Source organism: Streptomyces sp. NBC_00353, from assembly GCF_036108815.1.
GTDB lineage: Bacteria > Actinomycetota > Actinomycetes > Streptomycetales > Streptomycetaceae > Streptomyces.
Genome location: NZ_CP107985.1, coordinates 107,684 through 132,044 on the forward strand (window position 1 = coordinate 107,684; position 24,361 = coordinate 132,044).

Here is a 24,361-nt window from a genome sequence, read left to right on the forward strand (position 1 = left end):
AGGCACCATTCGACGTCGGATGTTAAAGATCAAGCTAGGGCGTGTATCGAAAGTGGATGGCGAGACCTGGAATTACGGGATGGGTCACGTGGCTGGGTCGTGTGGTCGGGCACCTGCCGCGAGAAGCACGGCGATCGTCTCGGGGTAGGGCCCGGTCGTCGCCCATTGAAGCGGCGAACGGCCCATGCCGTGATCTTCGTGGAGATTGGGATCGGCGCCGTGGGTGAGGAGTGCACGCACCGTTTCGGTATGGCCCCAGCATGCTGCCGCGCACAGGGGTGTGCCTTCCGCGCCGCGTCCGCTTTCGGTGTTGGGCGAGGCCCCGGCTGCCAGCAGGCAGAGGACGTTGTCGGTGGCTCCGTGGACTGATGCCGCGTATAGAGGCGTGGTGCCTTCGGTGTTGCTTGTCTCCGGGCAGGCCCCGGCTAGCAGCAGTGCATTGATATGGGCGCTGTCGCCGAAGGTCGCTGCCCCGACGAGACGCTCCGACAGTTTCTTTTGCCGCCGTCTGTTCACAATCGCTCAGACTAACGAGGAGGTGAGCGAAGGGCTCGGTCACAGCCACTCGTTGATGGCTGCAACCAGGACGGTCGCCTCGTAGCGGACCGCGAGTTTGTCGTACCTCGTGGCCACTGCGCGGTGCCTTTTGAGACGATTGATGCCGCACTCAACCGCATGTCGGGCCTTGTAATCCTCCGGGTCGAACCTCGGCGGGCGGCCACCGCGGGAGCCGAGTTTCTTTCGGTTGCGCGTCTGATCGGCCTTGTCCGGGATGGTGCAGCGTATGCCGCGTCTGCGTAGGTAGGCGCGGTTCTTGCGGGAGGCGTACGCCTAATGGGAAGCGAAGGTCGGCGGGAGCTGATCTTCAGGGCGCGAGCCGAGCCTTTGTGTACGCCCGGACCTCAGAGTCCTATTGACAAGACGAGGCTGGCTCGCGCCCAGCAGCATGGACCTCAAGTGGGCAAGAACAGGTACAGATCCGTCTCCGACGGCATTCACGTGGTCGCGTTTGTGCAGGCAGGCCCGTATCTGACTGCTCCGCGGTTTGCTGTTCGTAGTCCGAGCCGGTTATGCGGATCACCTCTCACCTCTGCCTGAGCCCTCAGCTCTGACACAGATCGAGGACCGTATGACTCGCTGGGGTTGCGAACGGCTGGTGGGATGACGTGCCATGAGCACTTCCATTAGGGAGCACGCGCACCCTGCACAGGCTCTGGCCTGGGAAAAGAGCCGCGACGAAGGAGAGCCGGATGGAGATCGTCGGGTTACCGACGCCAGTTTTCTGTGGGGTGGACTGGGCCGAAGGCCACCACGACATAGCCCTGGTTGAGGCCGGGGAAAGCAACTCGCCAAAGTGCGGATCAGTGACGACGCGGCGGGGTTCGCCCAGCTCACGGCCCTGCTGACTGAACATGGCGATAGCGAGGACGCCCCGATCCCCGTGGCGATCGAGACATCGCGCGGGCTCCTCGTCGCCTGCCTGCGGGCCACCGGCCGGCCGGTCTTCGCGATCAACCCGCCGGCAGTCGCCCGCTATCGGGACCGTCACTCCGTCGCCCGCAAGAAGTCAGACGCCGTCGACGCCGCGGCCCTGGCCAACATCCTGCGAACCGACATGGCCGCCCACCGGCCGCTGCCCGCGGACTCCGAGCTCGTGCAGGCCATCGCCGTGCTCGCACGGGCCCAGCAGGACGCCGTCTGGGCCCGCGGCCAGGCCCAGAACAAGCTCCGTTCTCAGCTCAGGGAGTTCTACCCGGCGATCCTCGACGCCTACGCCCAGCACAAACACGGCCTGTGCTCGAGAGAAGCCCGCAGCATCCTGGCTGCAGCCCCGACCCCGACCATGGCGGCGAAGCTGACACGGCGACGCCTGCAGTCCCTGCTCAAGCAGGCCGGCCGGGTCCGCGGCATCCAGACCGAAGCCGAAAGGCTCCACGAAGTCTTCAAGCGGGAGTATCTCCACCAGCTCCCGCAGGTCGAAACAGCCCTCGGGCACCAGACATCCGCCCTGCTCAGGCAGCTGAACACCGCCTGCGACAACGCTGAACAGCTCGAAGAAGCCGTCACGCAAGCCTTCGCAGAGCATCACGATGCCCCGATCATCCGCAGCTTTCCCGGACTTGCCTCACTGACCGGCGCCCGGATTTTGGCAGAGATCGGCGATGACCGGACCCGCTTTGCCAACGCCCGATCCCTCAAGGCCTACGCAGGAAGCGCCCCGGTCACCAGGTCCAGCGGCAAGAGCTGCATGGTCATGAGCCGGAGGATCAAGAATCAGAGATTGGCTGCCGTCGGCTATGTCTGGGCCTTCGTCTCCCTTACCCGCTCACCAGGCGCCAGAGCCCACTACGACCGCCGCCGAGCGGCCGGCGACCGCCACGTTGCCGCACAGAGGAACCTCTTCAACCGCTTCATGGGAATGCTGTTCTACTGCCTCCAGAACGGTCACATCTACGACGAAGCAATCGCCTTCCCGCAGCCGTCACCCGAACTTGCTGCAGCAGCGGCTTGACGCTTATCGGCGTGGGATGTCTTGTCGGCGCGCACCCGCCTCGGCCTGGTGCGCGGTCGGCCCGGTTCCAGTCTGGGGACCCTGACGCGGTCCAGGACGGCCTCGAACTGCGGTGAGTCCCCGCGCTGCCCGGCGGTGACCACGATGGACATGGGCTTCTGACCCTGCTCGACGGCCAGGTGCAGCTTGGTGGTCAGGCCGCCGCGCGAGCGCCCGAGGCCGTGGTCGTCGGGCTCCGTGGCGACGCCGCCGGGCGGCTCCTTTTGCATCGCCCCCTTTTTCGCGCTCCGGCGGCGTGCTGGTGGGCCCGGCAGACAGTGGAGTCGACGTTGAGATCCCAGGTGATCAGATCCTTGGCATCGGCCTGGGCCTGGAGCTGGGTGAAGATGCGCTGCCAGGTGCCGTTGCGCTGCCAGCGACGGAAGAGGTCATACGCCCGGCCCCACGGCCCGTACCTTGGGCAAGTCCCGCCACGGGATGCCGGTGCGGACCCGGAAGCGTATGCCGTCGATCAGCTGCCGCCGGGTCCATGTCGGTGGCCGGCCGGGCTTCTTGCCCTTCGGCAACAGCGGCTCCAGCGCGGCCCATTGCTCGTCTGTCAGATCTCCACGCGCCACGAACCAAGATCATCTCACGAACAAGATCCACTTTCGATACACGCCCTAGTAGGGCTTGGTCAGCTTCACTCGTGGGTGGCGTGTCTGTCTGTTGGTGAGTGTCGTTGAGGTGGTGTGACACCTGAAGAGATGGCCGGGGTCCGGGAGGACCTGGAGGCATTCACGACGGAGATGTTCGACGGGTTCTTCCGTGCGGATCAGCGGCGGTGGGGGCAGGTGTATGTGCGTGGGCTGCTGCTGGAGGGTCGGCGCAAGTCGGTGGAGCCGATGGCGGCGCGTCTGGGCGAGGACGGTAACCGGCAGGCACTGGCCCACTTCGTGACTACCAGCCCGTGGGATCCAGCCCATGTGCGGGCCCGGCTGGCCTGGAGGATGCACGACGTCATCGGCGCGGAGGCGCTGATCGTCGACGACACCGGCTTTTTGAAGGACGGGGACGCCTCGGCGTGTGTGTCCCGGCAGTACACCGGCACCGCGGGCAAGGTCACCAACTGCCAGGTCGGGGTGTCGTTGCACCTGGCCCGCAATCATGCCTCGGCCGCGGTGAACTGGCGGCTGTTCCTGCCCGCTTCCTGGGATCCGGCCTCGCCGGAGGCGGATGCGGACAAGGTCGCCCGCCGCAGTCGCTGCGGCATCCCCGCCCAGGCGGGGCATGTGGAGAAGTGGCAGTTGGCCCTGGACATGATCGACGAGGCCCGGTCGTGGGGCATCGACATTCCCCTGGTCGTCGCGGACGCCGGATACGGTGATGCCGCCGCCTTCCGTCTGGGCTTGGAGGACCGCAACCTGCCTTATGCGGTGGGCATTTCTTCCCGCCACACCGCCCATCGGGCTGGGGCCCGGCCCGTCCAGCCCGCCTATGCGGGCACCGGCCGGCCACCGAAGATGCAGTATCCCGAGCCCGCACAGACCATGAAAAACCTGGTCATCGCAGCCGGCCGGGCTGCTGCGAGACCGGTGTCCTGGCGGGCAGGCTCCCGGCCAGGCCAGGGCCGAAGCGGCTTCAAGCGCATGCACTCACGCTTCGTTGCTTTGCGCGTCCGTCCGGCCGGACGCGGTGTCCGCACAGCCGGCGACGGTCCGGAACTGCCCGAGCGCTGGCTGCTGGCCGAATGGCCCGCCACCGAGCCCGAGCCGGTGCAGTTCTGGCTCTCGAACCTGCCCTCCGGGATGCCGCTGGCCACGCTGGTGCGGCTGGCCAAACTCCGCTGGCGCATCGAGCACGACTACCGCGAGATGAAACAGGCCCTGGGTCTAGCCCACTTCGAAGGCCGCACCTGGAACGGCTGGCACCACCACGTCACCCTCGTCTCCGCCGCCCATGCCTTCTGCACCCTGCAACGACTGGCACACCACCCAAAAGACACAGCGCAGGTCTGAGCCTCTACCAGGTCCTCCACGAACTCCAGACACTCCTCGCCCTATGGGCCGGCGCCTGCCCCACCTGCCACCGCAACATACCCACCCCCATACGAACCTGACCAAGCCCTACTAGGCGCTGCAGCCCACGGAGGGACTGTCCAATCAACGGTGTAATTGGGGTTGTTGTGGTTAGTGGCGTGCTGCGCTGAGTCGGCCGTCGAAGGTAATGTCGAAGGCGTTGAGAGCGGTCTTCCAGCGGCTGGTCCAGCGGGCTTGTCCCTTGCCGGTGGGGTCCAGCGACATGATCGCCATGTAGACGCATTTCAGTGCGGCCTGCTCGTTGGGGAAGTGACCGCGGGCCTTGACCGCCCGGCGGATCCGAGCGTTGACGGACTCGATGGCGTTGGTCGTGCAGACGATCCTTCGGATCTCGGATTTCCCGGCGGCCCTCCGTGGTGACGGCCAGGGCCACATAGACCGGACGGTTGGCGACCGCACCAGACGACCGGATAGACCGCTTGAGTTCTATCGGTGGAATACCGCCCCGTCGAGGCTGCCCCCGGTTCGGGCGGCCATCCGCAGTGCGTCGGCGACCAGGTCGGTGCGCTCTACCTTCTTCCTGGGAAGCCCCAGCTATTCGTAGGGTTGCGGCACCCAGGGGAGGCGGGTGTGGCTCTCGGTGCGCTGCCGCCTTGTGGCTCCACATGCTTGGCCGCCCGGCTCCCCACGACGACTCGGCCGCCGATTAGGAAGTGCGAACAAGTCGCTGAGTAGAGCAATGCCGGCGAAGTCGTCCGTGGTACGACCTGTACGAACGAGCACGTCAGGAGCGCGATGAGCCGGATATGGGCGGGGATCGATAGCGGCAAGGGCCACCACCATGGCCTCGCATTGGAAGCCGGCGGAAAGACACTGCTGTCTCGGCGAGTTGCCAACGACGAGCCCGAGCTGCTGAAGCTGATCGGTGAGGTTCTGGAGCTGGCTGACGGCCATCAGGTCACCTGGGCCATCGACATGACCGGCGGGGAGCCCGCGCTGCTGCTGGCCCTGCTGATTAACCATGGCCAGGAAGTCCTATACATCCCCGGCCGCTTGGTGAACCGGGCCTCCGACGGCTACCGAGGTGAGGGAAAGACCGACGCCCGTGACGCCTACATCATCGCCGACCAGGCCAGGATGCGCCGCGACCTGCGGCCCATCCGCCCCGGCGACGAAACCGCCATCGAGCTCAAGCTGCTGACCGGCCGCCGCGGCGACCTGGTCGAGGACCGCACCCGCGCGGTGAACCGTCTGCGCGGCACCCTGCTGAGCATGTTCCCGGCCCTGGAGAGGGCACTGGACGTGACCAATATGGGCCCGCTCAAGCTCCTTACGGGCTACCAGACCCCGGGCTCGATCCGCCGCGCCAGCACCGCGCGGCTGACGAAGTGGCTGGCCAATCGCAAGGTCCGCAACGCGCGATCCCTTGCCGAAACGGCCGTCGAGGCCGCCGAGCGCCAGCACACAGCTGTCCACGGAGAAAAGACCATCGCGAAGCTGGTCCACACCCTGGCCGAGGAGGTGATGGCCCTCAACGGGCAGATCTCCGAGATGGACAAGCTCATCGAGGGCCGGTTTCGCGAGCACGAACTCGCCGACATAGTCCAGAGCGTCCCGGGTATCGGTGCTGTGCTCGGCGCGGAGTTCCTCGCCTCGGTCGGCGGAGGCCTGGACGGGTTCGACTCCCCGGACGCGCTGGCGGCCTTCGCCGGCGTCGCTCCCGCGCCTCGTGACTCGGGCAAGGTCAGCGGCAATCTCCACCGGCCGAACAACTACCACCGAAGACTCCAGCGCGTCTTCTATACCTCTGCGCTGGTGAGCGTCCAGTTCGACCCGAACTCGCGGAAATTCTACGATCGCAAACGCGCCGAGGGCAAGAAGCATGTCCAGGCCGTGCTCGCCCTTGCCCGCCGACGCGTCAACGTCCTGTGGGCCCTGATCCGTGACCGACGGTGCTACGAAGTCACACCCCCTGCGACCACAGCCGTTTGACAACAATATTAGGAAGCATGTGGTCGGCGATGGACCAGCCGACGGCCTTGCGGCTGAAGCAGTCGAGCACGGTCGCGAGATAGAGGAACTCCCCGTCTTCCAGGGGGAGATAGGTGGGCTTGAGGGCCTTGGCGATCTTGTCCCAGTCCTGGCGGGCGGCAGTCGAACCGCAGGAACGGGATGAACTCCTCCCAGGCGTTCTCCCAGAGCCGGACGATCGCCGGATAATTTTTGCCCCAGGTGTCGGCGAATTCGGCGAACCGCTCCAGGGCGGCGTCTTCGGTCGCGGCCGTGTAGTCCTGGGCCTGTGGGCCGGAGACGGCGGCGAGGGCGCCAAACACTGGCTGAACATCCTGACCGAGATCAAGAACCGCGGCGCGGGCGATGTCCTCATGCTCGTCTGCGACGGCCTCAGGGGCCTGCCCGACGCAGTCGAGACCGTCTGGCCGGCCACGACCGTCCAGACCTGCGTGGTCCACCTCCTGCGCAACTCGTTCCGCTGATGTCGCCCATGTATTTCAGGCCGGATTCGGTGGCGGTGAAGTCCCGCTGGAACAGGTCCGGGACCTGGGAGGCTGCCGAGTCTTGGGTCGTGGTGCGGACGTGTCTGCGCAGGCGGATACCGGTGATGGAGAACATCCGCATCACGCGGGCGACGCGTTTCTCGTTGACCCGCAGGCCCTTCTCCCGGAGCTCGCGGTCACCCGCGGGGAGCCGGAAGCGCTGTTGGACTCGCCATGGACTTCGCGGATCCGCTCGGCCAGGAGCCGGTCCTCCCGCGGCCGGGCGCCCGTCTCGTCGATCACCGGGCCGGTCATTGACGCGTAGCCGCCTTTGCAGCCGGCCGGGGCTTCGGGTCGGAAGAGGCGGGCGATGACCTTGCCAGCGAACGCCATGACCATCAGGAAGGCGGCGTAGAAGGGGATGACGGCGGTGAGGCTGTCGCCGAGCTTGGGGACTTGGGAGGCGACCACGACCAGCAGGGTGGCGGCCATCAGCGGCACCATCATGGTCGTCGCCGCGTCGGAGACCTTCTGCCCGGAGGCACGACGCGCCGCCCACGCCTGCAACGCCCATGCCAGGGCGAGCGGGATGACGATCAGGATCAGGAACGCCTTAAGGAACGGCTTGACCTCGACGATGTCGGCCAGCTCGGAGCCCACGAAGAGGTACAGGAACACGGGCGGCAGCGGGGTCGCGGCCAGCAGCCGACGGTTGAATCCGCCGGCCAGGCCGGAGAAGACGACCACGTAGTCCACGCACGGGCACAGCAGCACCAGCAGGACACCGAGCCGGACGGTCTGGTCGGCGGGGAGGAACGTGAATATCGCGGCGACGACCAGCGGCACGATCACGAAGTTCACGACCAGCGCGGCGGAAAGGAACCGGGCGTGGCGTGGTGTTCGCGTCGCGGGTGACCGTCCCCGTGTGGAGAGGACCTGCCTGGTCCGGCCGGGTGTCACGGTGTGCGGGGAAGCGGTCGGCCGGGGATGCGGCCGGTGGGGTTCATGCGCGGGCGCAGGCCTGGCCGTGGTCGGCATTGGCGGGCGCTGGGGGCCGGAGTGCCTTCGTCCTGCGTGCGGTGGTCTTCCCGATGCGGGTGCGGAGCGCCGTGGGGGCGCGGTCCGGGATCCCGGTCGGCCGGGGGTGCGGCCGTGCTGCTGTCCGGGCAGGTGCCGCCGTTCCGGAGTGGGGCGGTCCGGGCCGCGTCAGCTGTGGTTCAGGGACCACTCGACCTGGTCCTGGTACCAGCGGGCGGCACTGACACCGTGCCACGACGCCGCCTCGTCGACCTGGTCCTCGTACCAGCGGGTGGCACTGACACCGTGCCACGACGCCGCCTCGTCGACCTGGTCCTCGTACCAGCGAGCGGCACTGACACCGTGCCACGACGCCGCCTCGGCCTCGTGGTCCGCGTAGCGGCCGACTCGTTCGCTGCCGGTCACGGAGGTGGCGGACACGTGCTGCGTGTGCTGCACGGGCACCGAAACCGTGGCTGCCGACGCCGAGCCGCCGGCCCCGAGAAGCGCTCCGCCGGCCAGTGCCGTGGAGGCGAGTGCGATCGAGAGGCGCTTCGTCATGCTGCTCATGGTCATTTCCCTTACAAAACTGCCGCGGCTTCGCCGATCCTGCGGGCGCCGCTTCCATGTGAACCGAGATCCGGAAATCCCGGGTCAGTCGGCTGGCTTCAAGGTCATCCGGAGGGGTGCCTCACGTTCGACTCCGCCACCGTACCCGAGGGGCGCCTCATGTTTGCAGTGAGCATCATCACAGCACGTCGGAGGCACGAGATTGCGATCGGAAACAGAACAACCATCCAATTGGAGGGGTGCCTCATGTTACTGTCGAGCCATGAGCCAGCACCACGCCCCGTCCCTGAGCGACACCCCGGCGAAACCCCTGCGCCGTGACGCACAGCGCAACAGGGACGCGATCGTGGCCGCCGCCCGCACCGCCTTCGCCGAGCAGGGCCTCGGAGCGTCCCTGGAGGGCGTCGCCCGCGAGGCCGGCGTCGCGATCGGCACGCTCTACCGCCACTTCCCCACCCGCCTCGCCCTGGTCGAAACGCTTTTCAACGTGAAGTACACGGAACTGCTCATCGCCGCGGAAGAGGCCGCGGCCATGGACGACGCCTGGGAGGGATTCTGCCGCTACATGGAGAAACTCTGCCAGCTGCAGGCCTGCGACCGCGCCTTCAACGACCTGGTCTCGGCACGGCTCCCCCTCCACGCGACCGGCCGCGAAATGCACGAACGCGCCAAGGAAATCTGCACCCAGATCATGCGCAACGCCCAGGAACAGGGCGCCCTGCGCGACGACGTCACCCCGCAGGACATCGCCTTCGTGATCTGGTCCCAGGCCGGAATCATCCAGGCCACCCGCACCATCGCCCCCCGGGCCTGGCGCCGCCACCTCCACCTGATGCTCGACGCCTTCCGCACCCAGGGCGCCCACGAACTGCCCGAACCTCCCCTGACCAGCGAGCAGGCCGACCAGACCCTCACCGCTCTCGAGTGCACCGAAGAGGACTGCCGCGAGCAGCGCCCCTGACCCACCGACACGTCCAACGTGACTCCGGGCTACGAACAGTTGGACATCAACGCGCCGCTCGATGAGGGCGGGTGGGTGACCCTGGCCTCGGGCATGCCCAAGGACTCCGGTGCCCGCGCCATCTCCATCCGGCAGAAGCACGCGGCTCTGCACGTCGCCCGGCTTCGCCGGCCGAAGCGGTACAGGCAGCGACAGCACCCTTCGTGCACCTCATCGTGGCTGAAGGCAGCGCCAGGCCGACCCCTACGATCTTCGGTTGCGGGAGTGTCATGAATCAGGTGTGTGCTTCCCCGAAGGAGTCACCTGATGAGTACGACGACGGATCACCTGATCGAGGCCGCTGACGGTGTGTCGCTTGCCGTGGCTGGTGAGAGCATCGAGGGTGCCGACGTGAAGTCGATGCCGGTATCCGAGAATGGTCTGTCCAGCGAGCTGCTGGAGGAGCTGGCCGCGCTGGCGGCCGAGAAGGTGCGCCTAGGAGGGCTGCGGTTGATGGGCGAGGGCGGGCTGCTGCCCGAGCTGGCCCAGCATCTGATGCAGGCCGCCCTGGAGGCCGAGATGGATGTGCATCTCGCGGCGGAGGCCGGGCGGGCCGGCGGCCGCGGTTCACGCTCGGGCGGCAACATGCGTAACGGCTACCGGGCCAAGAAAGTCATGACGGAGGTCGGCACGGTGACCGTGCAGGTCCCCCGGGACCGCCTGGGCACCTTCACCCCACGGTTGTTGCCCAAGTACGCCCGCCGGACGGGTGCGCTGGACGAGATGGTCCTGTCGCTGACCGCGAAGGGCCTGACCTCCGGCGAGATCGTCGCCCATCTCTCCGAGGTGTACGGGATGACGACCACAAAAGAGACCGTCTCCACCATCACCGACAAAGCTCTGGAGTCGATGGCGGAATGGCGCACCCGCCCGCTCGACGCGGTCTATCCGGTGGTCTTCATCGACGCGATCCACGTCCGTATCCGCGACGGGCACGTCGCGAACCGACCCGTCTATGTGGCCATCGCGGTCACCGCCGACGGCTACCGGGAGATCCTGGGACTGTGGGCCGGCGACGGCGGCGAGGGCGCCAAGTACTGGCAGACCGTCCTGACCGAGATCAAGAACAGGGGCGTCCGCGATGTGTTGATGCTGGTCTGCGACGGCCTCTCCGCCCTGCCCGACGCGGTGAACACCGTCTGGCCGCAGACCGTGGTGCAAACCTGCATCGTCCACCTCATCCGCGGCAGCCTGCGCTACGCGTCCCGCCGCGACTGGGCCGACGTCGCCCGCGACCTCAAGCCCGTCTACACGGCCGTCAACGAGGAGCAGGCCCGGCAGCGACTGGCCGACTTCGACGGCACATGGGGCAAGAAGTACCCGTCGATCACCGGGATCTGGGAACGGTCCTGGAGCGAATTCGTTCCCTTCCTCGGCCTCCCGGACGCCATCCGCCAGGTCGTCTACACCACCAACGCCATCGAGTCGCTGAACGCCCGATACCGACGCGCGGCCCAAGCTTGCGGACACTTCCCCAACGAGACCGCCGCCCTCAAGCGCCTCTACCTGGCCACCCTCGCCCTCGACCCCACCGGACGCGGCCGCCAGCGCTGGAACAACCGCTGGAAGAGCGCGCTGAACGAGTTCGACCTCCTCTTCGACGGCCGCCTCACCGCCGGACGGGTGTAGACCAATCAGCCCACCGAAGAACCTGTAGGCCAATCAGACGAATCACACCTCATTCCTGATAGACCCTCGGTTGCAGGTGGCTCTAGCTCCGGTGGCCTACCTGTGGGGGCAACTCCGCGATGGCCAAAGGGCTGTAGCCCTTCCAGCCGTTGAGCAGGCCCTGGTGGTCCTGTCCGGGATCGTGGATCCGGCCGCCCCGCAGGTGCTCGCCGACCGTCTCGTCGACCGGACCGAACAGGTCCGTGCGCACGGTTTTTGAGCCAGGGTGCACAAGTCACCTCCAGCCGCCGCGCCGAGGTCCGCCGCGCCGTTTCCTCGCTGTGGCGAGGAGCGGGCGCGGCGGGCCTCCGATCAACCGTCAAAGGCGCAGGAAGACGTAGTTGCTCAGTTGGCGGTGAAGGCGGGGTAGTCGGTGTAGCCCTCGCTGTGACCGGCGTAGTAGGTGCCCCGGTCGCCGTCGGCCAGCGGGTGGCCCTGCGCGAAGCGCTCGACCAGGTCGGGGTTGGCGATGAAAGGCTCGGCGAAGGAGACCGCGTTGACGATCCCGTGGTCGAGGATCTCGTTGCCGAGGGCCTGGGTGAAGCCGAGGTTGGCGACGATGTTGCCCTGGTAGTGGGCGCGGTAGCGGGAGAAGAGGGCGATGCGCTCCTCGATGGTGCCGGGGGTGCCCAGGAGGTGCAGGTAGGCCAGGTTGCTGTCGCTGAGCTTCTTGAACAGCTGGTCGTAGTCGGCGAGTGCCTCCTCGTCCGCGGTGAACGTGCCTCCGTTGTCCCAGGTCGGGGACATCTTCACGCTGACGCGGTCGCTGCCCCACACGTCACTGACGGCGTCGAGGATGTCGAGGAGGAACTGGGCCCGCTTCTCGCTGCTGCCTCCGTAGGCGTCGGTGCGCTGGTTGAGACGGGGGTTGAGGAACTGCGGGATCAATTGGGATTGCTGGGCGTGGATTTCCACGCCGTCGAAGCCGGCGCGGCGGGCGTTCTCGGCCGCACGGCGGTAGTCGGCGATGGTGGCGGCGATCTCAGCGGCGGTGTAGGCGCGCGGGGTGACGGTGTCCTTCGGCCCGGAGGGGGTGAAGGACTTCTCGCCGGGGTTGATGGCCGAAGGTCCGGCGGGCAGGCGGCCGCCGAAGTGGTCGGGGTGGGAGGCCGCGCCGACGTGGCCGAACTGGGAGACGATCCGCCCGCCCGCCTCGTGGACGGCTTCGGTGACCTTCACCCAGCCGGCGGTCTGCGTGTCGCTGTAGATGCCGGGGACGTTGATGAAGCCGATCGCGTCGGTGTTGACCCAGGTTCCCTCGGTGACGATCAGGCCGGCGCCGGCGCGCTGTGCGTAGTAGGTCGCGTGCAGGTCGGTGGGGGCCAGCTCGGCATTCTGAGCGCGGGCGCGGGTCATGGGGGCCATGACGACACTGTTGGGGAGCTCCAGCGCGCCGAGGCGGACGGGCTGCAGCAGGGGCTGGGTGGTGGTCATGAGTAACTTCCTTGTACTGAGGGGGGTGGATGAGCACTGAGGGGGGTGGATGAGGAGGAGAGCGGGGAATGGGCGAGGGCCCGGCTCAGTCCTGTTTGAGGGCGTGGAGGCCGGAGAGTGGGCCGCCGAGCTGCATGAGGCGTCCGCCCTCGCGCAAGGAGCCGAGGTCGACGGGGGCGAAGCCGAAGGCGGCGGTGAGGTCCTTGACGGTGGTCTTGGCGTCGGCGTCGTCACCGGCGAGGAACAGCACCTGGCGTCCGGCCCGGTGGCGCGGGTCGGCGGCGATGTACTGGCCGTAGAGGGTGTTGAACGCCTTGACGACGCGGGCTCCGGGCAGCAGTGAGGCGACGTGTTCGCTGCCGGTCAGCTCGCCCAGGTCGGCGATCATCATGGGCGGGGGCGGGGAGGCGAACTGGTTGGTGGCGTCGATGACGATGCGCCCGTCGAAGGGTGGCAGGCCGGCTACCGCGTCCGGGATCTGGGGCCAGCCGACTGCGAGCACGACGAGTTCCGCCGCGGCGGCTTCGTCCGGGGTGCCGGCGTGGGCGAGCGGTCCGAGTTCGTCGGCGAGGCCGGCCAGGGAGGCGGGGCCGCGGCTGTTGCTCAGCACGACCTGATGGCCGTGGGCCACGGCGTGGCGGGCGATGGCCTGGGCGACGGTTCCGGCGCCCAGGGTTCCGATCTTCATGGCGGTGCCCTTCGTGGGGTTCAGGGTGCGGGGCTGGTGAGCAGGACGGTTCCGCTCTTGCCGGGGCGGCGGACATGGTCGATGGCCTTCGCGAAGTCGGCGAGGTCGTAGCTGGCGGCGACCTCGAAGAGTTCCGGGGCGGTCGCGGCCAGACGGGCGGCGAAGGCGACGTCCTCGGCCCGGTCCTCAGGCGTGCGGGCGGCCATCCACTGGAAGATGGACGTGCCCCGCACGGTCAGAGCCCGCGGGGTCAGCGCGAGCGACTCCAGCGGCGTGCTGCCGGAACCGAGCCCTCCGTAGGTGATCAGCGTACCGCCGTCGGCGAGCAGCCCGGCCAGCTCACCGGTCAGGGATCCGCCCACCGCGTCCAGTACGACCTGGGCACCCCGGCCGCCGGTCGCGTCCTGGACCTGAGTGCGCCAGTTGGCGTCGGCCGTCGAGATGGTCGGCAGTCCGGGGAAGCGCTGCCGCAAGGTCTGCGCCCCCGTGGCACTGCGTACCAGGTTGACCAGCTCGATGCCGTGCTTGAGTGCTGCGGCGCTGACCAGCTTTCCCACCGACGAACCGGCGGCCGTCTGCACCACCGGACCGGCCTGGCCGTGCTGGGCGTCCTCGACCGCCCGCAGCAAGGAGAGCAGGGTCAGCGGGTTGACCAGCATCAAAGCCGCGGTCTCGTCGCTGAGGTCCTCGGGCACCGGCACCACAAGATCGGTCGGCGCCGTGACGAGTTCGCTCCACGCGCCCGGCACCGGGAAGAACGCCACCCGCTGACCGGGCCGCAGATCCTGCACACCCACGCCGACGGTCTCGATGACGCCCATTCCCTCCACGCCGGGAATCCGTGGCGTGGCGAACCGCTGCCGCGGCCCACCCGGAAGGCCCTCCACTCCCGCCAGGTCGCCGGGGTGGATCGGCCGGGACAGCACCCGCACCTGCACCTGCCCGGCCGCGGGCGCAGCAGGGGCCGGCTGCTCGCTCAGGCGTAGTACCTGCCCGGCTTCTCCGTGCCGGTCGTAGGCGATGGCGCGCATGACGCTCTCTTTCCGAACTATTGATGATGGTCATCATTGAAACTGTCCTGCTATGATGAGAGGCATCATTAAAAATGTCAAATCGAGAGCGACGCGAGAGGACGGCCATGCCGCGGATCACCAAGGAGGACAAGGCCCGCAACCGGCAGAACATCCTCGAAGCGGCGAGCCGCATGTTTCGCTCGCAGGGCATCGACGCGGTCGGCATCGCCGAGCTGATGAAGGAAGCCGGACTCACCCACGGCGGCTTCTACAACCACTTCGCCTCCAAGAACGACCTGGTCGTGGAGGTGTGCGGCGCCTCCTACGCCGCCTCGCTCGGGGGCCTGGCCCGGACGATCGAGGACGGTCCGGGCCAGGCCGGCTCTCCGCTGGAGCGGGTCGTGGCCGGGTATCTGTCCACCGCGCACCGTGACGCCCCGGACGGCGGCTGTCCCTCCGCCTCCCTGGTCACCGACGCCGGACGGCACAGCGAAGCCGTACAGAGCGCATACGCCGAAGGCGTCGAGGGTTACCTCACCGGCTTCGCCGCCGAGTTCCTGCGCGAAACCGAGGACAAGGGCCACCAGCCCGACCCGGCCGAGGCCCGCCACAGGGCCATCCGCCTGCTCAGCGAAATGGTCGGCGCGCTGATGCTCGCCCGCGCCGTATGCCACGTCGAGCCCGAGCTCTCCGACGAGATCCTGCAGACCAGCCGCAGCCACGCCCTCGACCGATACGACTCAGGGCCGCTGCCGGACGTGGAACCGAGGCGTTCGCGATAGACGGCCCGGCCCCGACAGGCACAGGAACGGACACGCCCCCTACCAGGCCGATCGGCCCGACCTGGTTGAGGGCTCCACTCCTGCGCGCCGTCTTCGTCGAGCTCGATCGCATCCGGGTCACGCAGCGGACGTAGACCCACGCACGGAACGGAGGCGTTGAAACTGTAGCGGCCCAGGACAAACAGAGTTCTCGCCAACGGCCGGGCAGGCGAGATGAGCGCGGATGTTCCTGAACCCGCGGCGGACTCGGGCCGGGGTGAGCCGGTCGGGTGCGGCGGCTTTCTCCCAGGGGCGGCGGAGGTCTTCGGCGAGCGGACGGGCAAGTCGGAGCTGGGTGTAAGCGACGATCAGAATCCAGGTCCAGCGGTCCGCGGCTTCGGGGGTACGGAGTTTCGGGGTGGTCCAGCCGAGGGTCTGCTTCGCGAAGCGGAAGGTGTGCTCCAGATCGAAGCGACGGAGAAAAGCCTGCCAGAAGCGGTTTACGTCGTCCGGGGTAGCGCCGGTCTTCGAGGACCAAAACCACACCGGCGGGGCGTCCCGTTCCTTCGAGAGGTGCTCGACCTTCAGTCGGATCAACGTGCCCTCAATCAGGGGTAGTTCGCCGTCATGGTCGAGCCAGGAAGAGCGGTGAGTGAGCCTTGGGTGGACCCGGTCCCAGGCCTGGGTTTCGGCCTTGCCGTAGTTGGTGGTGTCAGTGACGGTCGTGATTGCGGGCTCGGGCCAGGTCTTCGGCTCGGTGAAGCGGAATTCCGGGCCGTGTTTGGGCGGACGGCCGTTGACGCCGTGCATCCTCGGCGGCCTCGGCAGACGCAAGACGCGGTCGGAGCGGACCCGGCCGACCAGCTCGACGGGGAGGTCACGCATGACCCAGGCCAGGCGGGTGACGTCATAGCCGGCGTCGCTGACGATCACGATATGAGGGTCACCGGCCTGCCACTGGCCCGCGGCGATGAGCCGCTCCACGACGCCCCGCAGCTGGGCGGCGGTGACCGCGGTCGCGTCGTCCGCCGGTCCGAGCCGGACCGCGTCCAGGATCGCGGTCCAGGACGTGGCGCCCGGCTCTAGCACGGCGACGAAGGAGTAGGGCCAGCCCGGAATGAACTGCGATGCCGACTTCGCACGGCCGTAGACGTGGCAGAACAGCCGCTCTGCCGAGCACGGCGCGTCCGAGCGAAGCCACGGCGACACATCAACCGCCAGAACCAGGCGCCCGCCGTCGAAACGCGGCAGTGACAGGTCGGCCAGTACTGTCCTCAGCCGACCGACATCGATCCGGCCATGGTTCAGCCCGCCGTACATCGCTCCGTGCCCACGACGATGCTCGGGCAGCAGCGTCAAGTCCACCGGGGACTTCACCGCACCGTCCGCACACAGCACCGCGTCCACCAGCTCGAACAACTCGTCCGCCGAGCGGTCAGACACTCGTAGAACTCTCCCCGGAAGCGTGACACCTCCGCGAACGTCCCTCCGGACAGCATCAGGCAGCAGACTCACCTCACGGCCTTCGTCTTGGTCACGTGCACCTTGGTCGGAGCACATGATCAGACGAAGGCCGCCCCCACGTCCGGCGAATCCCCAGGTGAGCGACCCAGTTCGAGACGCCATTCAAGGGCGAGAGATAAAGAACTTCCCAATGACGATGTCAAGCCGCTGCCGTGACGGTTGGTAGGGCCTCGTAACATGCTCCGTCGCGGATCATGGCCCACAGGACATTGGCTCGTCGACGAGCCAGAGCGAGCAAGGCTTGCTTGTGGCCCTTCCCCTCGTTGCGCTTTCGTGCGTAGTAGGCCTGGGAGGCGGAGCAGGTTCTCAGGCTGGCCATCGCGGAGAGATAGAAGGCCCGGAGCAGGCCTCGGTGGTAGCGGCGTGGGCGGCGCATGTTGCCGCTGACGCGTCCGGAGTCCCGCGGCACGGGTGAGAGGCCGGCGAAGGACGCCAGGCGGTCGGCCGTGCCGAAAGTTTCCATGTCTCCGCCGGTAGCGGCGATGAACTCGGCACCGAGGAGGGAGCCCATGCCAGGCAGGCTCCGGATCACCGTAGCGTGTCGGTGCTCGCTGAACCGGCCCTCGATGAGCGCGTCGAGTTCGGCGATCTCCTCGTTGAGAGCCAGCACGCCCTTGGCGATCCGGGCCACCATGGCGGCCGCGAGAGTCTCACCCGGCAGTGCGGTGTGCTGCGACTTGGCCGCCTCGACGGCCGTCTCGGCGAGCGCTGCTGCATTCTTCACCTTGCGGTTCTTCAGCCAGGTTCCGATCCGGCTGGCCCCGCTGCGGCGGATCGCGGCCGGCGCCTGGTAACCGGTCAGCAGCACGACCGGACCCTTCTTGCTCAAGTTCAACGCCCGCTCCAGAGCAGGGAAGAACTCAAGTAGCTGAGCTCGCAGTCGGTTGGTCTGACGGGTGCGGTCGTTGACCAGGTCAAGGCGGCGGGCGGTCAGGGTGCGCAGGTCGACGGCTATCTCGTCACCGGGCCGCAGGAGACCGAGGTCCTGGCGCATACGTGCCTGGTCAGCGATGACGAACGCGTCCTTCTCGTCCGTCTTGCCCTGACCCCGGTAGGCCGTCGACGCCTGGTGCACGGCGAGGCCGGTGATGTAGACCATCGGCTGCCGGTGGTTGAGCAGAAGGCCGATCAACAGCGCGGCGCCGCCATGGTTGATGTCCACCGCCCACAGGGCGTCCTCGCACAGCGCGAGTACGTCTGCGATGAGCTCCAGCAGAGCCTGTTCGTCGTTGAAAACTCGGCGGGAAAGGAGGCGTTCGCCTCGCTCGTCGACCACCACACAGTGGTGGTGTTCCTTGCCGATGTCCACTCCGGCCCAGATCTGGGGCACGGGTCACCTCCGCCAGCTCGTCGTCACACACGGACCCGCAGACGACCTCGCCGACGTTGTCCTACACAGCGATCAAGTCGCGTATCCCAATTAGCGGTCGAGTCGTCGCGGGGCTCCGGGCGGCCAAGTTCTTTGAGCCATGGAACGGCGACAAGCTCACAGCCATACCCAGAACCCCCGGGCCCGCTGATCTTACGAAGGACCAGCTCAGACCCACGCTTGGAAGGTAGGACAAGCTGAGACTACGCGGACCGCTTCCCACCGCTACCTGCCGCAGACCCGTCCGGCAGGGTGGGGCGAACGTTGCTTGATGCGGCACTGCTGAGGTTTTCAGGGTGGAGTCGGTGGGTCGATTGCCACAGCTTTCGGTGAGCCCCCCTCCGTAATGCTGCCGTGCGCGGCAGACGTTTGGCTCACAGGCGAGACCCGATCATCGCCGGCGCACGAGTCATGCCGGTCAGGTCAGGTGCTCAGTCGAGCACCCGCAAAGGGTCCGCGCCCACCGTCTGGAACGCCTGCGTCCGAGCCCGAAGAACTGGAGTCCCTGGACACCCCTGGTGGAGGGATTCGGGACTTTACGTCGACGCTACTTCACACCGTCCCGGACTTCTTGCACGTCAGGCCCTACCTGCAGTCCTGACGGCGTGGCGTGGCGGGGCCGTCAGCCTGTGGGGCGGGGCAGTACGGCGAGGGCGGTGCGGGCTATGTCTGTCAGCGTCTCCTCGTTCGCTCCGGCCTTGCCCAGTGCTTCGATGCCGCGCAGTACGGCGAGCACCAGCGCGGCCAGCTTTCCGGGGTCCGCGTCCGCGGCGAGGTCGCCGTTGCGCTGGCAGGCGGCGATGTCGTCCTCCAGCAGTGCGCGCAGTGCCTCGATGGCCGCGTGCGCCCGCTTGGCCACCGTCTTGTCGTGTTCAGTCAGCTCGGCGGCGCCTTTGGCCAGGAGGCATCCGCGCTGAGCGGTGTCTGCGGCGGTGGCCGCCGCCACCGCGTGGACGTAAGCGGACAGCCGCGCGTACGCGTTCTTGTCGTCACCGCGCAGGTGCTGGGCGGTGGCGTCGACGATCGCGCGGCAGTACTCCTCGAACACGCGCTGGAACAGCTCCTGCTTTCCGCCGAACGCGCCGTACAGGCTGCCTTTGCCGAGGCCCGTCGCCGCGGCGATGTCGTCCATGCGCGTCGCGGCGTACCCGCCCGCCCAGAACAGCTCCCGGACGGTGTCCAGCACCTGCTGCTCGTCGAACTTTCGAGGTCGTGCCATGGGGGCAAGCCTACGCATACTTGACTGGTTCGTCCACAATGGTTAGCCTTATGGACGATCCAGTCAAGAACTGAGGAGTGGGCGCAGCCTGACGGAAGTACTCGCAGGCAAGGTGGCGGTCGTCACTGGGGCCAACAGCGGTATCGGGCTCGCCATCGCCAGGCGGTTCGCCGCAGCGACGTTCCTGGCCTCGGACGCCTCCAGCTTCGTCAACGGCGACGACTGGTTCATCGACAGAGGCCAGGCCCAAATCTCACCACACCCCCTCAAACCTGGCCTCGGACGCCTCCAGCTTCGTCAACGGCGACGACTGGTTCGCCGACAGAGGCCAGGCCCAAATCTCACCACACCCCCTCAAACCTGGCCTCGGACGCCTCCAGCTTCGTCAACGGCGACGACTGGTTCGCCGACAGAGGCCAGGCCCAAATCTCACCACACCCCCTCAAACCTGGCCTCGGACGCCTCCAGCTTCGTCAACGGCGACGAGCCCATGACCCACCGCAGAGCAACACCGAGAGTCACGTCCATGCCGATCACCTGCACGACCATTCCCCCTGCCCGACTGCGCCGGATCCGCCTCCCCGGCACCGTGTCCGCGCTGCAGGCCGTTTCCGCCACGGCACGAAGCTGCCGGCCAGGCCTACAGGTCCCCCGCAGCTGCCCGCACCCTCACGCGGCCATCCCCGACTCCGCCACCACAGACAAGGAACAGCCATGACTGCAACCGCGCACGTCGGCGTCCCCGGCCTGTCCGTGATGGGCCGCAATCTCGCCCGCAACGGCTACACCGTGGCCGTCCACAACCGCACCCCGGCGCGGACCCACGCCTTCGTCGAGCAGTTCGGCGACGAAGGAACGTTCGTCCCGGCCGAGTCCACGAAGGAGAGCTGGTCGCCTCACTACAGCGACCACGGCGCCTGATCATCATGGTGCAGGCCGGAGACCCACCGACGCAGTCATCGACGAACTCGCACCCCTGCTCGATCCCGGAGACGTACTGGTGGACGGGGCAACGCCCACTTCGCCGACACCCGCCGCCGTGAAGCGGCCCTGCGCGCCCGCGGCATCCACTTCGCCAGCGTGGACATCTCCGGCGGCGAGGAAGGCGCCCTCCACGGCCCCAGCATCATGTCGGGCGGCTCGGAAGAGGCCTATCAGCTGCTCTCCCCCCTTCTGGAAGACATCGCCGCCACCGCCCCGGACAGCGCCCGCACCGTCGCCCACCTCGGTCCCGACGGCGCCGGTCACTTCGTGAAGATGGTCCACAACGGCATCGAGTACGCCGACATGCAGCTCATCGCCGAGGCCTACCATCTGCTGCGGCACACCGCCGGATACGAGCCGTCCCAGATCGCGGAGATCTCCCGGACCTGGAACACCGGCCGCCTCAACTCCTACCTCATCGAAGTCACCGCCGAAGTCCTCGCCCACACGGACAGCTCCACCGGGCTCCCCTTCGTCGACATCGTCGCCGACAGCGCCGGACAGAAGGGCACCGGACGCTGGACCGTACAGACCGCCCTCGACCGAGACGCGCGGCTCGTACGCGTGTTCGGTCGACCGCTTGCACATCGGCGATCTCGACGATGTACTCACGGTGGGTTGGTCCGGCCTGCCGGCTGATGCTGGAGCCGATCTTGAGGGGGTATCCGGCGTCCGGGGAGAGGTGCTCGTCGACGAGCTCGTCCGCTCGGAGTCACAGGGTGATGCGGCGCAGGTGGGTCAGGTCGACGCCGGTGGCGTCCACGCGATAGGCCGCTCCAGCGTGTGAGTGCAGGAAGCCGCTGCCGGGGGTGATGTCTGCTTCGACGGTGAGGGCGAGCGGGTTTTGAGCGGAAGTACTGAGGCGGCCGCGGGAGTGTCCTTCGGGACGTGCCACCCTCAGCTGCTGTCTTCCACCCTTCCCCGGTCAGACATCAGTCGTGGGTATGTCTTCGCTGTCGAAGTCACTGGCGGAGGTAAGGCCCTCGACGAAGGATCGGAAATCCGAGGCGAGGGCCAGCTCTTCATTGCGATCGGCGTCGAACCACGTCACCGATGGTTCCCCATGTCGGCCGGATGACCGATAGTCGAGCGCAATCCAGTAGTGCCCGCCGCCGGAGAGGAGCACGGCAGGCGCGGGAAGACCCCATTCCTCGATCAGGTACGGACTGTCCAGCAGAGAGACCGCGTGTTCGCGGTCGCCGATGCCCATCAAGTGGTCGAAAGGGATGTGATCGGCGCTCCAGGAAGTCGGCTTGACTGTCGGGAAGGCGTTCCGGTCGGCTGCGGACTCGCCCCCGTTCTGAGTGCGCAGCAGGTCAAGAAGCGAAGTCGGGAGCGTGACACCGAGCAATCGCTCGGCGTTGCGCACCTCCTTATCAGTGAGCGGCTGGTGTACTCCGTAGCTGCTGCGGGGCTTCCAGGCATGTGGGAGATCAGACCGGCCATCGTCATCACCGGTGAGGTCGGGAGGACCGGGCAATGCGCGTCCTCGTCGCTCAGGCCCTCATGTCCAGCGCAGGATCTGCCGCTGCAGGTCCAGCCAACCGATGACCGCGGTGCATTCCCGCTTGGAGCGGGGGCGGGCGTTGCACGTCCGATGTCATGCCGCCGCACGCTACCGGTGCGGTCGGGAAGGGGCACCCGAAGTTACGGCCCCTCCGTGATAATGATCTTCGTCACGGTGCCATCGACTCGAAGAGCTCGCTTTCGCGGTGGGCCGCCTTGCCCGACCCGTTGGTGAGTCACGGCCGAGGGCGTCGTGGAGCGCGCCGAATGCGGTGCGGAGGAGGGGCACCGGGAGCGAAAGGTTCTGAGCCGGGACGGGAGCTGTTCTTGCGCAGGAGCGCTGGGCGCGCGGTGTGCGAGGCAGACGCACGGCCGACTCGTCTCGCAAGCGCCAGAGTTGGTTGCCCCCTCCGGCGTCGACCCAGCGCAGGTCGACGGGGCCCGGATGCAGGTCACGCAGCAGGGCGCGGACCGGTGATTCGTCGATGTCGGAGCCGTCCGCGGGACTTGGTGTCGTGGAGCGGCACTGGCGGTGCTTCAGTCCTGAGCGGCCGCGGGGGGGGTGTCGAGTGGGCGGCGGTGGGCGCCCAGGCCAGGTGCGGCGATGGAGGTGAGGCCTTCACTGGCGGGCCGGCCGCGGTGCCGTCCGGTGCTGGAGGCGGCGGCCGACTGTCGGCGCCGCACCGCTACGAAGGCGTTGTTGAGCAGTCCGCCGGACTTCGTCGTCGGCATGGTCTTGAGCATGGTGTTCTCCGGGTCTTTCGGTGTGCCGGCGGTATCGGGGCAGGACGAGGGGCGGGAGCCGGCTGGTGCCGGGCCGTGCGAGGACGGGACGGCTCGGCACCGGCGAGGCTCCCTGCCCTGGCGGCCGGGACGTCGTCGTCCGGTCGCCGGGGCGCGCGTGGTCCGGCGGGGTATGCCGGATCCGGTCGCGCCTCAGCGGACGGGCCCGTGGCCGTAGGACAGCCAGACGGTCACCCAGTGGCCGTGGCTCCAGCGGGCCAGGCGGTGGCCGTCGAACCGGTAGAGCTTGCCGTCATACCCGTGCCAGTACTGCACGCCGTGGTGGCCGTAGTCGTAGTGGTGACGGATCTCGTCGTTCCAGCGCCGGTCGTCGTTCCAGCGCCGGCTGTCGTTCCCGGCGCGATCGGCGTTCCTGTCCCATGCCGTGCTGCTGACGGTCACGGTCTGCCGGTCCTGGCCGGAGGGCCGGGGAGCGGCGGAAGCGGAGCCCGTGGCGCCGAGCAGGGCGGTGCCGGCGAGCGCCACCGAGGCGGTGGAGGTGGCGATGATGCGCGTCCACTTGTTCATGACTGGTTCTCTCCTTGCTGTGCCCCGGTGTGCGGGGCGTCGGACGACGGTCCGGCCGGTGGGCCGGTCCCCGTCGTGCGGGGGCGATTCCGCGGGGCCGCCGGGGCGGAGTTCCTGGTTCGCAGGCGCTGGATCCGTGAGGGCCGGCGTTGCTGTGAATCGCTGCTGAATGGAACCTAACAGATGGTTGATGGTGGTCAATGGTTTATGGGGTGTGACCATCGCCTCGCGCAAGGAATCCGGAGAAGTGGAATAACCTGGCCTGAACATCCGCCGCCGAGGAGAGCGGGCGCGTCGGATCATCGCGTCCTCGCGCGCGCGAAAATCGTTGAGAGTCATGGATTACCAGACCCTCACGATGGTTGTCGTCGTGCTATGGTGGAGGTATGGCAGTGAACGAGATCACGGTTGAGGGTGCTGCCGGCGGCGACCCGTTGGAGCAGCTCGGTTTCCTGCTGGCCCGGCACGGCGCCATCGCCAACAGCCGCGTCCAGCGCGCCTTCGACTCCTGCGGCCTGGCGCCGCGGGCGGGAGCCACGCTGATGCTGCTCGGCGGATGCGGATCCATGGGGCAGCAAGGTCTCGTCGCGGCGCTCGAGGTGGATCCGAGCATCATGGTCGCGATCCTCAACGACCTGGAGTCCGCGCAGCTCGTCGAGCGCCGTCGCGACCCGGCCGACCGGCGCCGCCACATCGTCACCATCACCGACCGCGGGCGCGGCGTCCTGGCCGAGGCCCGGGCCGCGGTGGACGAGGTCGAGCGGTGCCTCTGCGGCGACCTGTCCCCGGAGGAGATCGCGGTGCTCCGCGGACTCCTGGCCCGCGTGCGCACCTCGCGGGGCGACGAGGTCCGCTCCGAGGAGTGACCCCGGCGCCCGTTCCGGCCCCCGTCCGCGCAGCGGAACGGGAAAAGTACAGCGCGCACTATCCATGTGCGGCCCTGCCATAGCTCTGACTGTCTCCTGCAGATCGCGCCTGAACGAGCCGCGGTCCGCCACCGAGATCTCCGCCGCGCTCACTCAGGCCCACCCTGACCGCGGCGTCAAGACCACCGCGGTGCGTACCACCCTCGAAGGACTGGTCGCCAAGAGCCAGGCTCAGCGCACCAAGCAGGGCCCGTCCGTCTTCTACACCGCGACGGCCGCCTCGGAGGCTGCTGCGGCCGGCTCCCAGCAGGAGGCAGTGGCCGGCTGAGCACTCTCAGGAGCGCCCATCTCATCGCCGCTAGGCCGCGGACCGACGGCGCCCCGGGCCGGAACAAGGGCCCGTGTT

The 24,361-nt window shown here is 68.0% G+C and carries 22 protein-coding genes and 9 pseudogenes; 11 read left to right on the top strand and 20 right to left on the bottom strand.

Features of this window, described 5'->3' with window-relative positions; translation table 11 throughout:
• Window positions 1-84: 84 nt before the first annotated feature.
• On the bottom strand, window positions 85-516 hold the full coding sequence (locus OHA88_RS00390) for an ankyrin repeat domain-containing protein (RefSeq protein WP_328623711.1): 432 nt from the start codon (window positions 514-516) through the stop codon (window positions 85-87).
• Between the two features lie 39 nt (window positions 517-555).
• Window positions 556-831: pseudogene (locus OHA88_RS00395) on the bottom strand (transposase); the annotation flags it as partial.
• Window positions 832-1,250: 419 nt separating this feature from the next.
• On the opposite strand from OHA88_RS00395, the pseudogene OHA88_RS00400 reads away from it, so the two are divergent.
• Window positions 1,251-2,512, top strand: a pseudogene (locus OHA88_RS00400) (IS110 family transposase).
• Here OHA88_RS00400 and OHA88_RS00405 read toward each other — a convergent pair.
• Complete coding sequence (locus OHA88_RS00405; protein WP_328623712.1) at window positions 2,452-2,781, bottom strand: transposase; 330 nt, start codon at window positions 2,779-2,781, stop codon at window positions 2,452-2,454. The pseudogene OHA88_RS00400 and the gene OHA88_RS00405 sit on opposite strands and share 61 nt — an antisense overlap.
• 159 nt (window positions 2,782-2,940) lie before the next feature.
• Window positions 2,941-3,129, bottom strand: coding sequence for a transposase (locus tag OHA88_RS00410; protein WP_328623713.1), 189 nt, complete (start codon window positions 3,127-3,129; stop codon window positions 2,941-2,943).
• Window positions 3,130-3,258: 129 nt separating this feature from the next.
• On the opposite strand from OHA88_RS00410, the gene OHA88_RS00415 reads away from it, so the two are divergent.
• The gene (locus tag OHA88_RS00415) at window positions 3,259-4,509 is read left to right on the top strand and encodes an IS701 family transposase (protein WP_443044341.1); all 1,251 of its coding nucleotides are present in this window, start codon (window positions 3,259-3,261) and stop codon (window positions 4,507-4,509) included.
• Between the two features lie 171 nt (window positions 4,510-4,680).
• On the opposite strand, the pseudogene OHA88_RS00420 reads toward OHA88_RS00415, so the two are convergent.
• Window positions 4,681-4,923 (bottom strand): annotated as a pseudogene (locus tag OHA88_RS00420) (transposase); the annotation flags it as partial.
• A 402-nt stretch (window positions 4,924-5,325) separates the two neighbouring features.
• Here OHA88_RS00420 and OHA88_RS00425 point away from each other — a divergent pair.
• Window positions 5,326-6,522: an IS110 family transposase gene (locus OHA88_RS00425; protein ID WP_328623715.1), complete on the top strand. Its 1,197-nt coding sequence runs from the start codon at window positions 5,326-5,328 to the stop codon at window positions 6,520-6,522.
• A 161-nt stretch (window positions 6,523-6,683) separates the two neighbouring features.
• On the opposite strand, the pseudogene OHA88_RS00430 reads toward OHA88_RS00425, so the two are convergent.
• A pseudogene (locus OHA88_RS00430) lies at window positions 6,684-6,818 on the bottom strand (transposase); the annotation flags it as partial.
• Here OHA88_RS00430 and OHA88_RS00435 point away from each other — a divergent pair.
• A pseudogene (locus OHA88_RS00435) lies at window positions 6,813-7,022 on the top strand (transposase); the annotation flags it as partial. The pseudogenes OHA88_RS00430 and OHA88_RS00435 overlap by 6 nt on opposite strands.
• Before the next feature lie 339 nt (window positions 7,023-7,361).
• On the opposite strand, the pseudogene OHA88_RS00440 reads toward OHA88_RS00435, so the two are convergent.
• Window positions 7,362-8,063 (bottom strand): annotated as a pseudogene (locus OHA88_RS00440) (arsenic resistance protein); the annotation flags it as partial.
• 168 nt (window positions 8,064-8,231) lie between these two features.
• Window positions 8,232-8,612, bottom strand: coding sequence for a hypothetical protein (locus OHA88_RS00445; RefSeq protein ID WP_328623716.1), 381 nt, complete (start codon window positions 8,610-8,612; stop codon window positions 8,232-8,234).
• 262 nt (window positions 8,613-8,874) lie between these two features.
• Here OHA88_RS00445 and OHA88_RS00450 point away from each other — a divergent pair, with 262 nt between their 5' ends.
• Window positions 8,875-9,573: a TetR/AcrR family transcriptional regulator gene (locus tag OHA88_RS00450; RefSeq protein WP_328623717.1), complete on the top strand. Its 699-nt coding sequence runs from the start codon at window positions 8,875-8,877 to the stop codon at window positions 9,571-9,573.
• A 399-nt stretch (window positions 9,574-9,972) separates the two neighbouring features.
• The gene (locus OHA88_RS00455; protein ID WP_267008273.1) at window positions 9,973-11,241 is read left to right on the top strand and encodes an IS256 family transposase; all 1,269 of its coding nucleotides are present in this window, start codon (window positions 9,973-9,975) and stop codon (window positions 11,239-11,241) included.
• 82 nt (window positions 11,242-11,323) lie between these two features.
• Here OHA88_RS00455 and OHA88_RS00460 read toward each other — a convergent pair whose 3' ends face one another.
• From OHA88_RS00460 to OHA88_RS00475, 4 genes are all read right to left on the bottom strand, one after another.
• Window positions 11,324-11,491, bottom strand: a complete 168-nt coding sequence (locus tag OHA88_RS00460) for a hypothetical protein (protein WP_327128864.1) — start codon at window positions 11,489-11,491, stop codon at window positions 11,324-11,326.
• A gap of 134 nt (window positions 11,492-11,625) precedes the next feature.
• A complete protein-coding gene (locus OHA88_RS00465) occupies window positions 11,626-12,714 on the bottom strand; it encodes an alkene reductase (protein WP_328623718.1) in 1,089 nt (362 codons plus the stop codon).
• A gap of 85 nt (window positions 12,715-12,799) precedes the next feature.
• The gene (locus OHA88_RS00470) at window positions 12,800-13,402 is read right to left on the bottom strand and encodes an NADPH-dependent F420 reductase (protein ID WP_425900939.1); all 603 of its coding nucleotides are present in this window, start codon (window positions 13,400-13,402) and stop codon (window positions 12,800-12,802) included.
• Window positions 13,403-13,422: 20 nt separating this feature from the next.
• Window positions 13,423-14,433 carry a zinc-binding dehydrogenase gene (locus OHA88_RS00475; protein WP_328623719.1) on the bottom strand — a complete coding sequence of 337 codons (1,011 nt, stop codon included), beginning with the start codon at window positions 14,431-14,433 and terminating at the stop codon, window positions 13,423-13,425.
• Between the two features lie 107 nt (window positions 14,434-14,540).
• On the opposite strand from OHA88_RS00475, the gene OHA88_RS00480 reads away from it, so the two are divergent.
• On the top strand, window positions 14,541-15,197 hold the full coding sequence (locus tag OHA88_RS00480; protein WP_327128861.1) for a TetR/AcrR family transcriptional regulator: 657 nt from the start codon (window positions 14,541-14,543) through the stop codon (window positions 15,195-15,197).
• 198 nt (window positions 15,198-15,395) lie between these two features.
• Here the strand turns inward: OHA88_RS00480 and OHA88_RS00485 are convergent.
• The 3 genes and pseudogenes from OHA88_RS00485 to OHA88_RS00495 all read right to left on the bottom strand — a co-directional run.
• Window positions 15,396-16,691, bottom strand: a pseudogene (locus tag OHA88_RS00485) (NF041680 family putative transposase); the annotation flags it as partial.
• 148 nt (window positions 16,692-16,839) lie between these two features.
• The gene (locus OHA88_RS00490) at window positions 16,840-18,030 is read right to left on the bottom strand and encodes an IS110 family transposase (protein WP_328623720.1); all 1,191 of its coding nucleotides are present in this window, start codon (window positions 18,028-18,030) and stop codon (window positions 16,840-16,842) included.
• Window positions 18,031-18,691: 661 nt separating this feature from the next.
• Window positions 18,692-19,288: a TetR/AcrR family transcriptional regulator gene (locus OHA88_RS00495; protein WP_313935013.1), complete on the bottom strand. Its 597-nt coding sequence runs from the start codon at window positions 19,286-19,288 to the stop codon at window positions 18,692-18,694.
• A 756-nt stretch (window positions 19,289-20,044) separates the two neighbouring features.
• Between OHA88_RS00495 and OHA88_RS00500 the strand changes: the two are divergent.
• Window positions 20,045-20,422: pseudogene (locus OHA88_RS00500) on the top strand (NAD(P)-binding domain-containing protein); the annotation flags it as partial.
• Between the two features lie 153 nt (window positions 20,423-20,575).
• Window positions 20,576-20,911: a hypothetical protein gene (locus tag OHA88_RS00505; RefSeq protein ID WP_443044342.1), complete on the top strand. Its 336-nt coding sequence runs from the start codon at window positions 20,576-20,578 to the stop codon at window positions 20,909-20,911.
• A gap of 73 nt (window positions 20,912-20,984) precedes the next feature.
• Here OHA88_RS00505 and OHA88_RS00510 read toward each other — a convergent pair whose 3' ends face one another.
• The 5 genes and pseudogenes from OHA88_RS00510 to OHA88_RS00530 all read right to left on the bottom strand — a co-directional run bounded on the left by OHA88_RS00510 (window position 20,985) and on the right by OHA88_RS00530 (window position 23,089).
• Window positions 20,985-21,167: a hypothetical protein gene (locus OHA88_RS00510; RefSeq protein WP_328623721.1), complete on the bottom strand. Its 183-nt coding sequence runs from the start codon at window positions 21,165-21,167 to the stop codon at window positions 20,985-20,987.
• 30 nt (window positions 21,168-21,197) lie between these two features.
• Entirely contained in the window at window positions 21,198-21,752 is a 555-nt protein-coding gene (locus OHA88_RS00515; RefSeq protein WP_328623722.1) for an SMI1/KNR4 family protein, read from the bottom strand.
• Window positions 21,695-21,876 (bottom strand): annotated as a pseudogene (locus tag OHA88_RS00520) (mycothiol transferase); the annotation flags it as partial. The gene OHA88_RS00515 and the pseudogene OHA88_RS00520, both read right to left, overlap by 58 nt.
• Before the next feature lie 439 nt (window positions 21,877-22,315).
• The gene (locus OHA88_RS00525; RefSeq protein ID WP_328623723.1) at window positions 22,316-22,522 is read right to left on the bottom strand and encodes a hypothetical protein; all 207 of its coding nucleotides are present in this window, start codon (window positions 22,520-22,522) and stop codon (window positions 22,316-22,318) included.
• A gap of 192 nt (window positions 22,523-22,714) precedes the next feature.
• Entirely contained in the window at window positions 22,715-23,089 is a 375-nt protein-coding gene (locus OHA88_RS00530; protein WP_328623724.1) for a hypothetical protein, read from the bottom strand.
• 386 nt (window positions 23,090-23,475) lie between these two features.
• Here OHA88_RS00530 and OHA88_RS00535 point away from each other — a divergent pair, with 386 nt between their 5' ends.
• A complete protein-coding gene (locus tag OHA88_RS00535; RefSeq protein ID WP_328623725.1) occupies window positions 23,476-23,955 on the top strand; it encodes a MarR family winged helix-turn-helix transcriptional regulator in 480 nt (159 codons plus the stop codon).
• Window positions 23,956-24,019: 64 nt separating this feature from the next.
• Window positions 24,020-24,283: a BlaI/MecI/CopY family transcriptional regulator gene (locus OHA88_RS00540; protein ID WP_328623726.1), complete on the top strand. Its 264-nt coding sequence runs from the start codon at window positions 24,020-24,022 to the stop codon at window positions 24,281-24,283.
• Window positions 24,284-24,361 lie beyond the last annotated feature (78 nt).

Excerpts from the sequence above, each read along its gene's own strand:
- OHA88_RS00425 (WP_328623715.1), top strand. The coding sequence starts at position 5,326 with ATGAGCCGGATATGGGCGGGGATCGATAGCGGCAAGGGCCACCACCAT.
- OHA88_RS00415 (WP_443044341.1), top strand. The coding sequence starts at position 3,259 with ATGGCCGGGGTCCGGGAGGACCTGGAGGCATTCACGACGGAGATGTTC.
- OHA88_RS00475 (WP_328623719.1), bottom strand. The coding sequence starts at position 14,433 with ATGCGCGCCATCGCCTACGACCGGCACGGAGAAGCCGGGCAGGTACTA.
- OHA88_RS00470 (WP_425900939.1), bottom strand. The coding sequence starts at position 13,402 with ATGAAGATCGGAACCCTGGGCGCCGGAACCGTCGCCCAGGCCATCGCC.
- OHA88_RS00445 (WP_328623716.1), bottom strand. The coding sequence starts at position 8,612 with ATGAGCAGCATGACGAAGCGCCTCTCGATCGCACTCGCCTCCACGGCA.
- OHA88_RS00525 (WP_328623723.1), bottom strand. The coding sequence starts at position 22,522 with ATGCTCAAGACCATGCCGACGACGAAGTCCGGCGGACTGCTCAACAAC.
- OHA88_RS00495 (WP_313935013.1), bottom strand. The coding sequence starts at position 19,288 with ATGGCACGACCTCGAAAGTTCGACGAGCAGCAGGTGCTGGACACCGTC.
- OHA88_RS00480 (WP_327128861.1), top strand. The coding sequence starts at position 14,541 with ATGCCGCGGATCACCAAGGAGGACAAGGCCCGCAACCGGCAGAACATC.
- OHA88_RS00530 (WP_328623724.1), bottom strand. The coding sequence starts at position 23,089 with ATGAACAAGTGGACGCGCATCATCGCCACCTCCACCGCCTCGGTGGCG.
- OHA88_RS00535 (WP_328623725.1), top strand. The coding sequence starts at position 23,476 with ATGGCAGTGAACGAGATCACGGTTGAGGGTGCTGCCGGCGGCGACCCG.
- OHA88_RS00540 (WP_328623726.1), top strand. The coding sequence starts at position 24,020 with ATGTGCGGCCCTGCCATAGCTCTGACTGTCTCCTGCAGATCGCGCCTG.
- OHA88_RS00405 (WP_328623712.1), bottom strand. The coding sequence starts at position 2,781 with ATGCAAAAGGAGCCGCCCGGCGGCGTCGCCACGGAGCCCGACGACCAC.
- OHA88_RS00465 (WP_328623718.1), bottom strand. The coding sequence starts at position 12,714 with ATGACCACCACCCAGCCCCTGCTGCAGCCCGTCCGCCTCGGCGCGCTG.
- OHA88_RS00450 (WP_328623717.1), top strand. The coding sequence starts at position 8,875 with ATGAGCCAGCACCACGCCCCGTCCCTGAGCGACACCCCGGCGAAACCC.
- OHA88_RS00505 (WP_443044342.1), top strand. The coding sequence starts at position 20,576 with ATGCAGCTCATCGCCGAGGCCTACCATCTGCTGCGGCACACCGCCGGA.
- OHA88_RS00455 (WP_267008273.1), top strand. The coding sequence starts at position 9,973 with ATGCCGGTATCCGAGAATGGTCTGTCCAGCGAGCTGCTGGAGGAGCTG.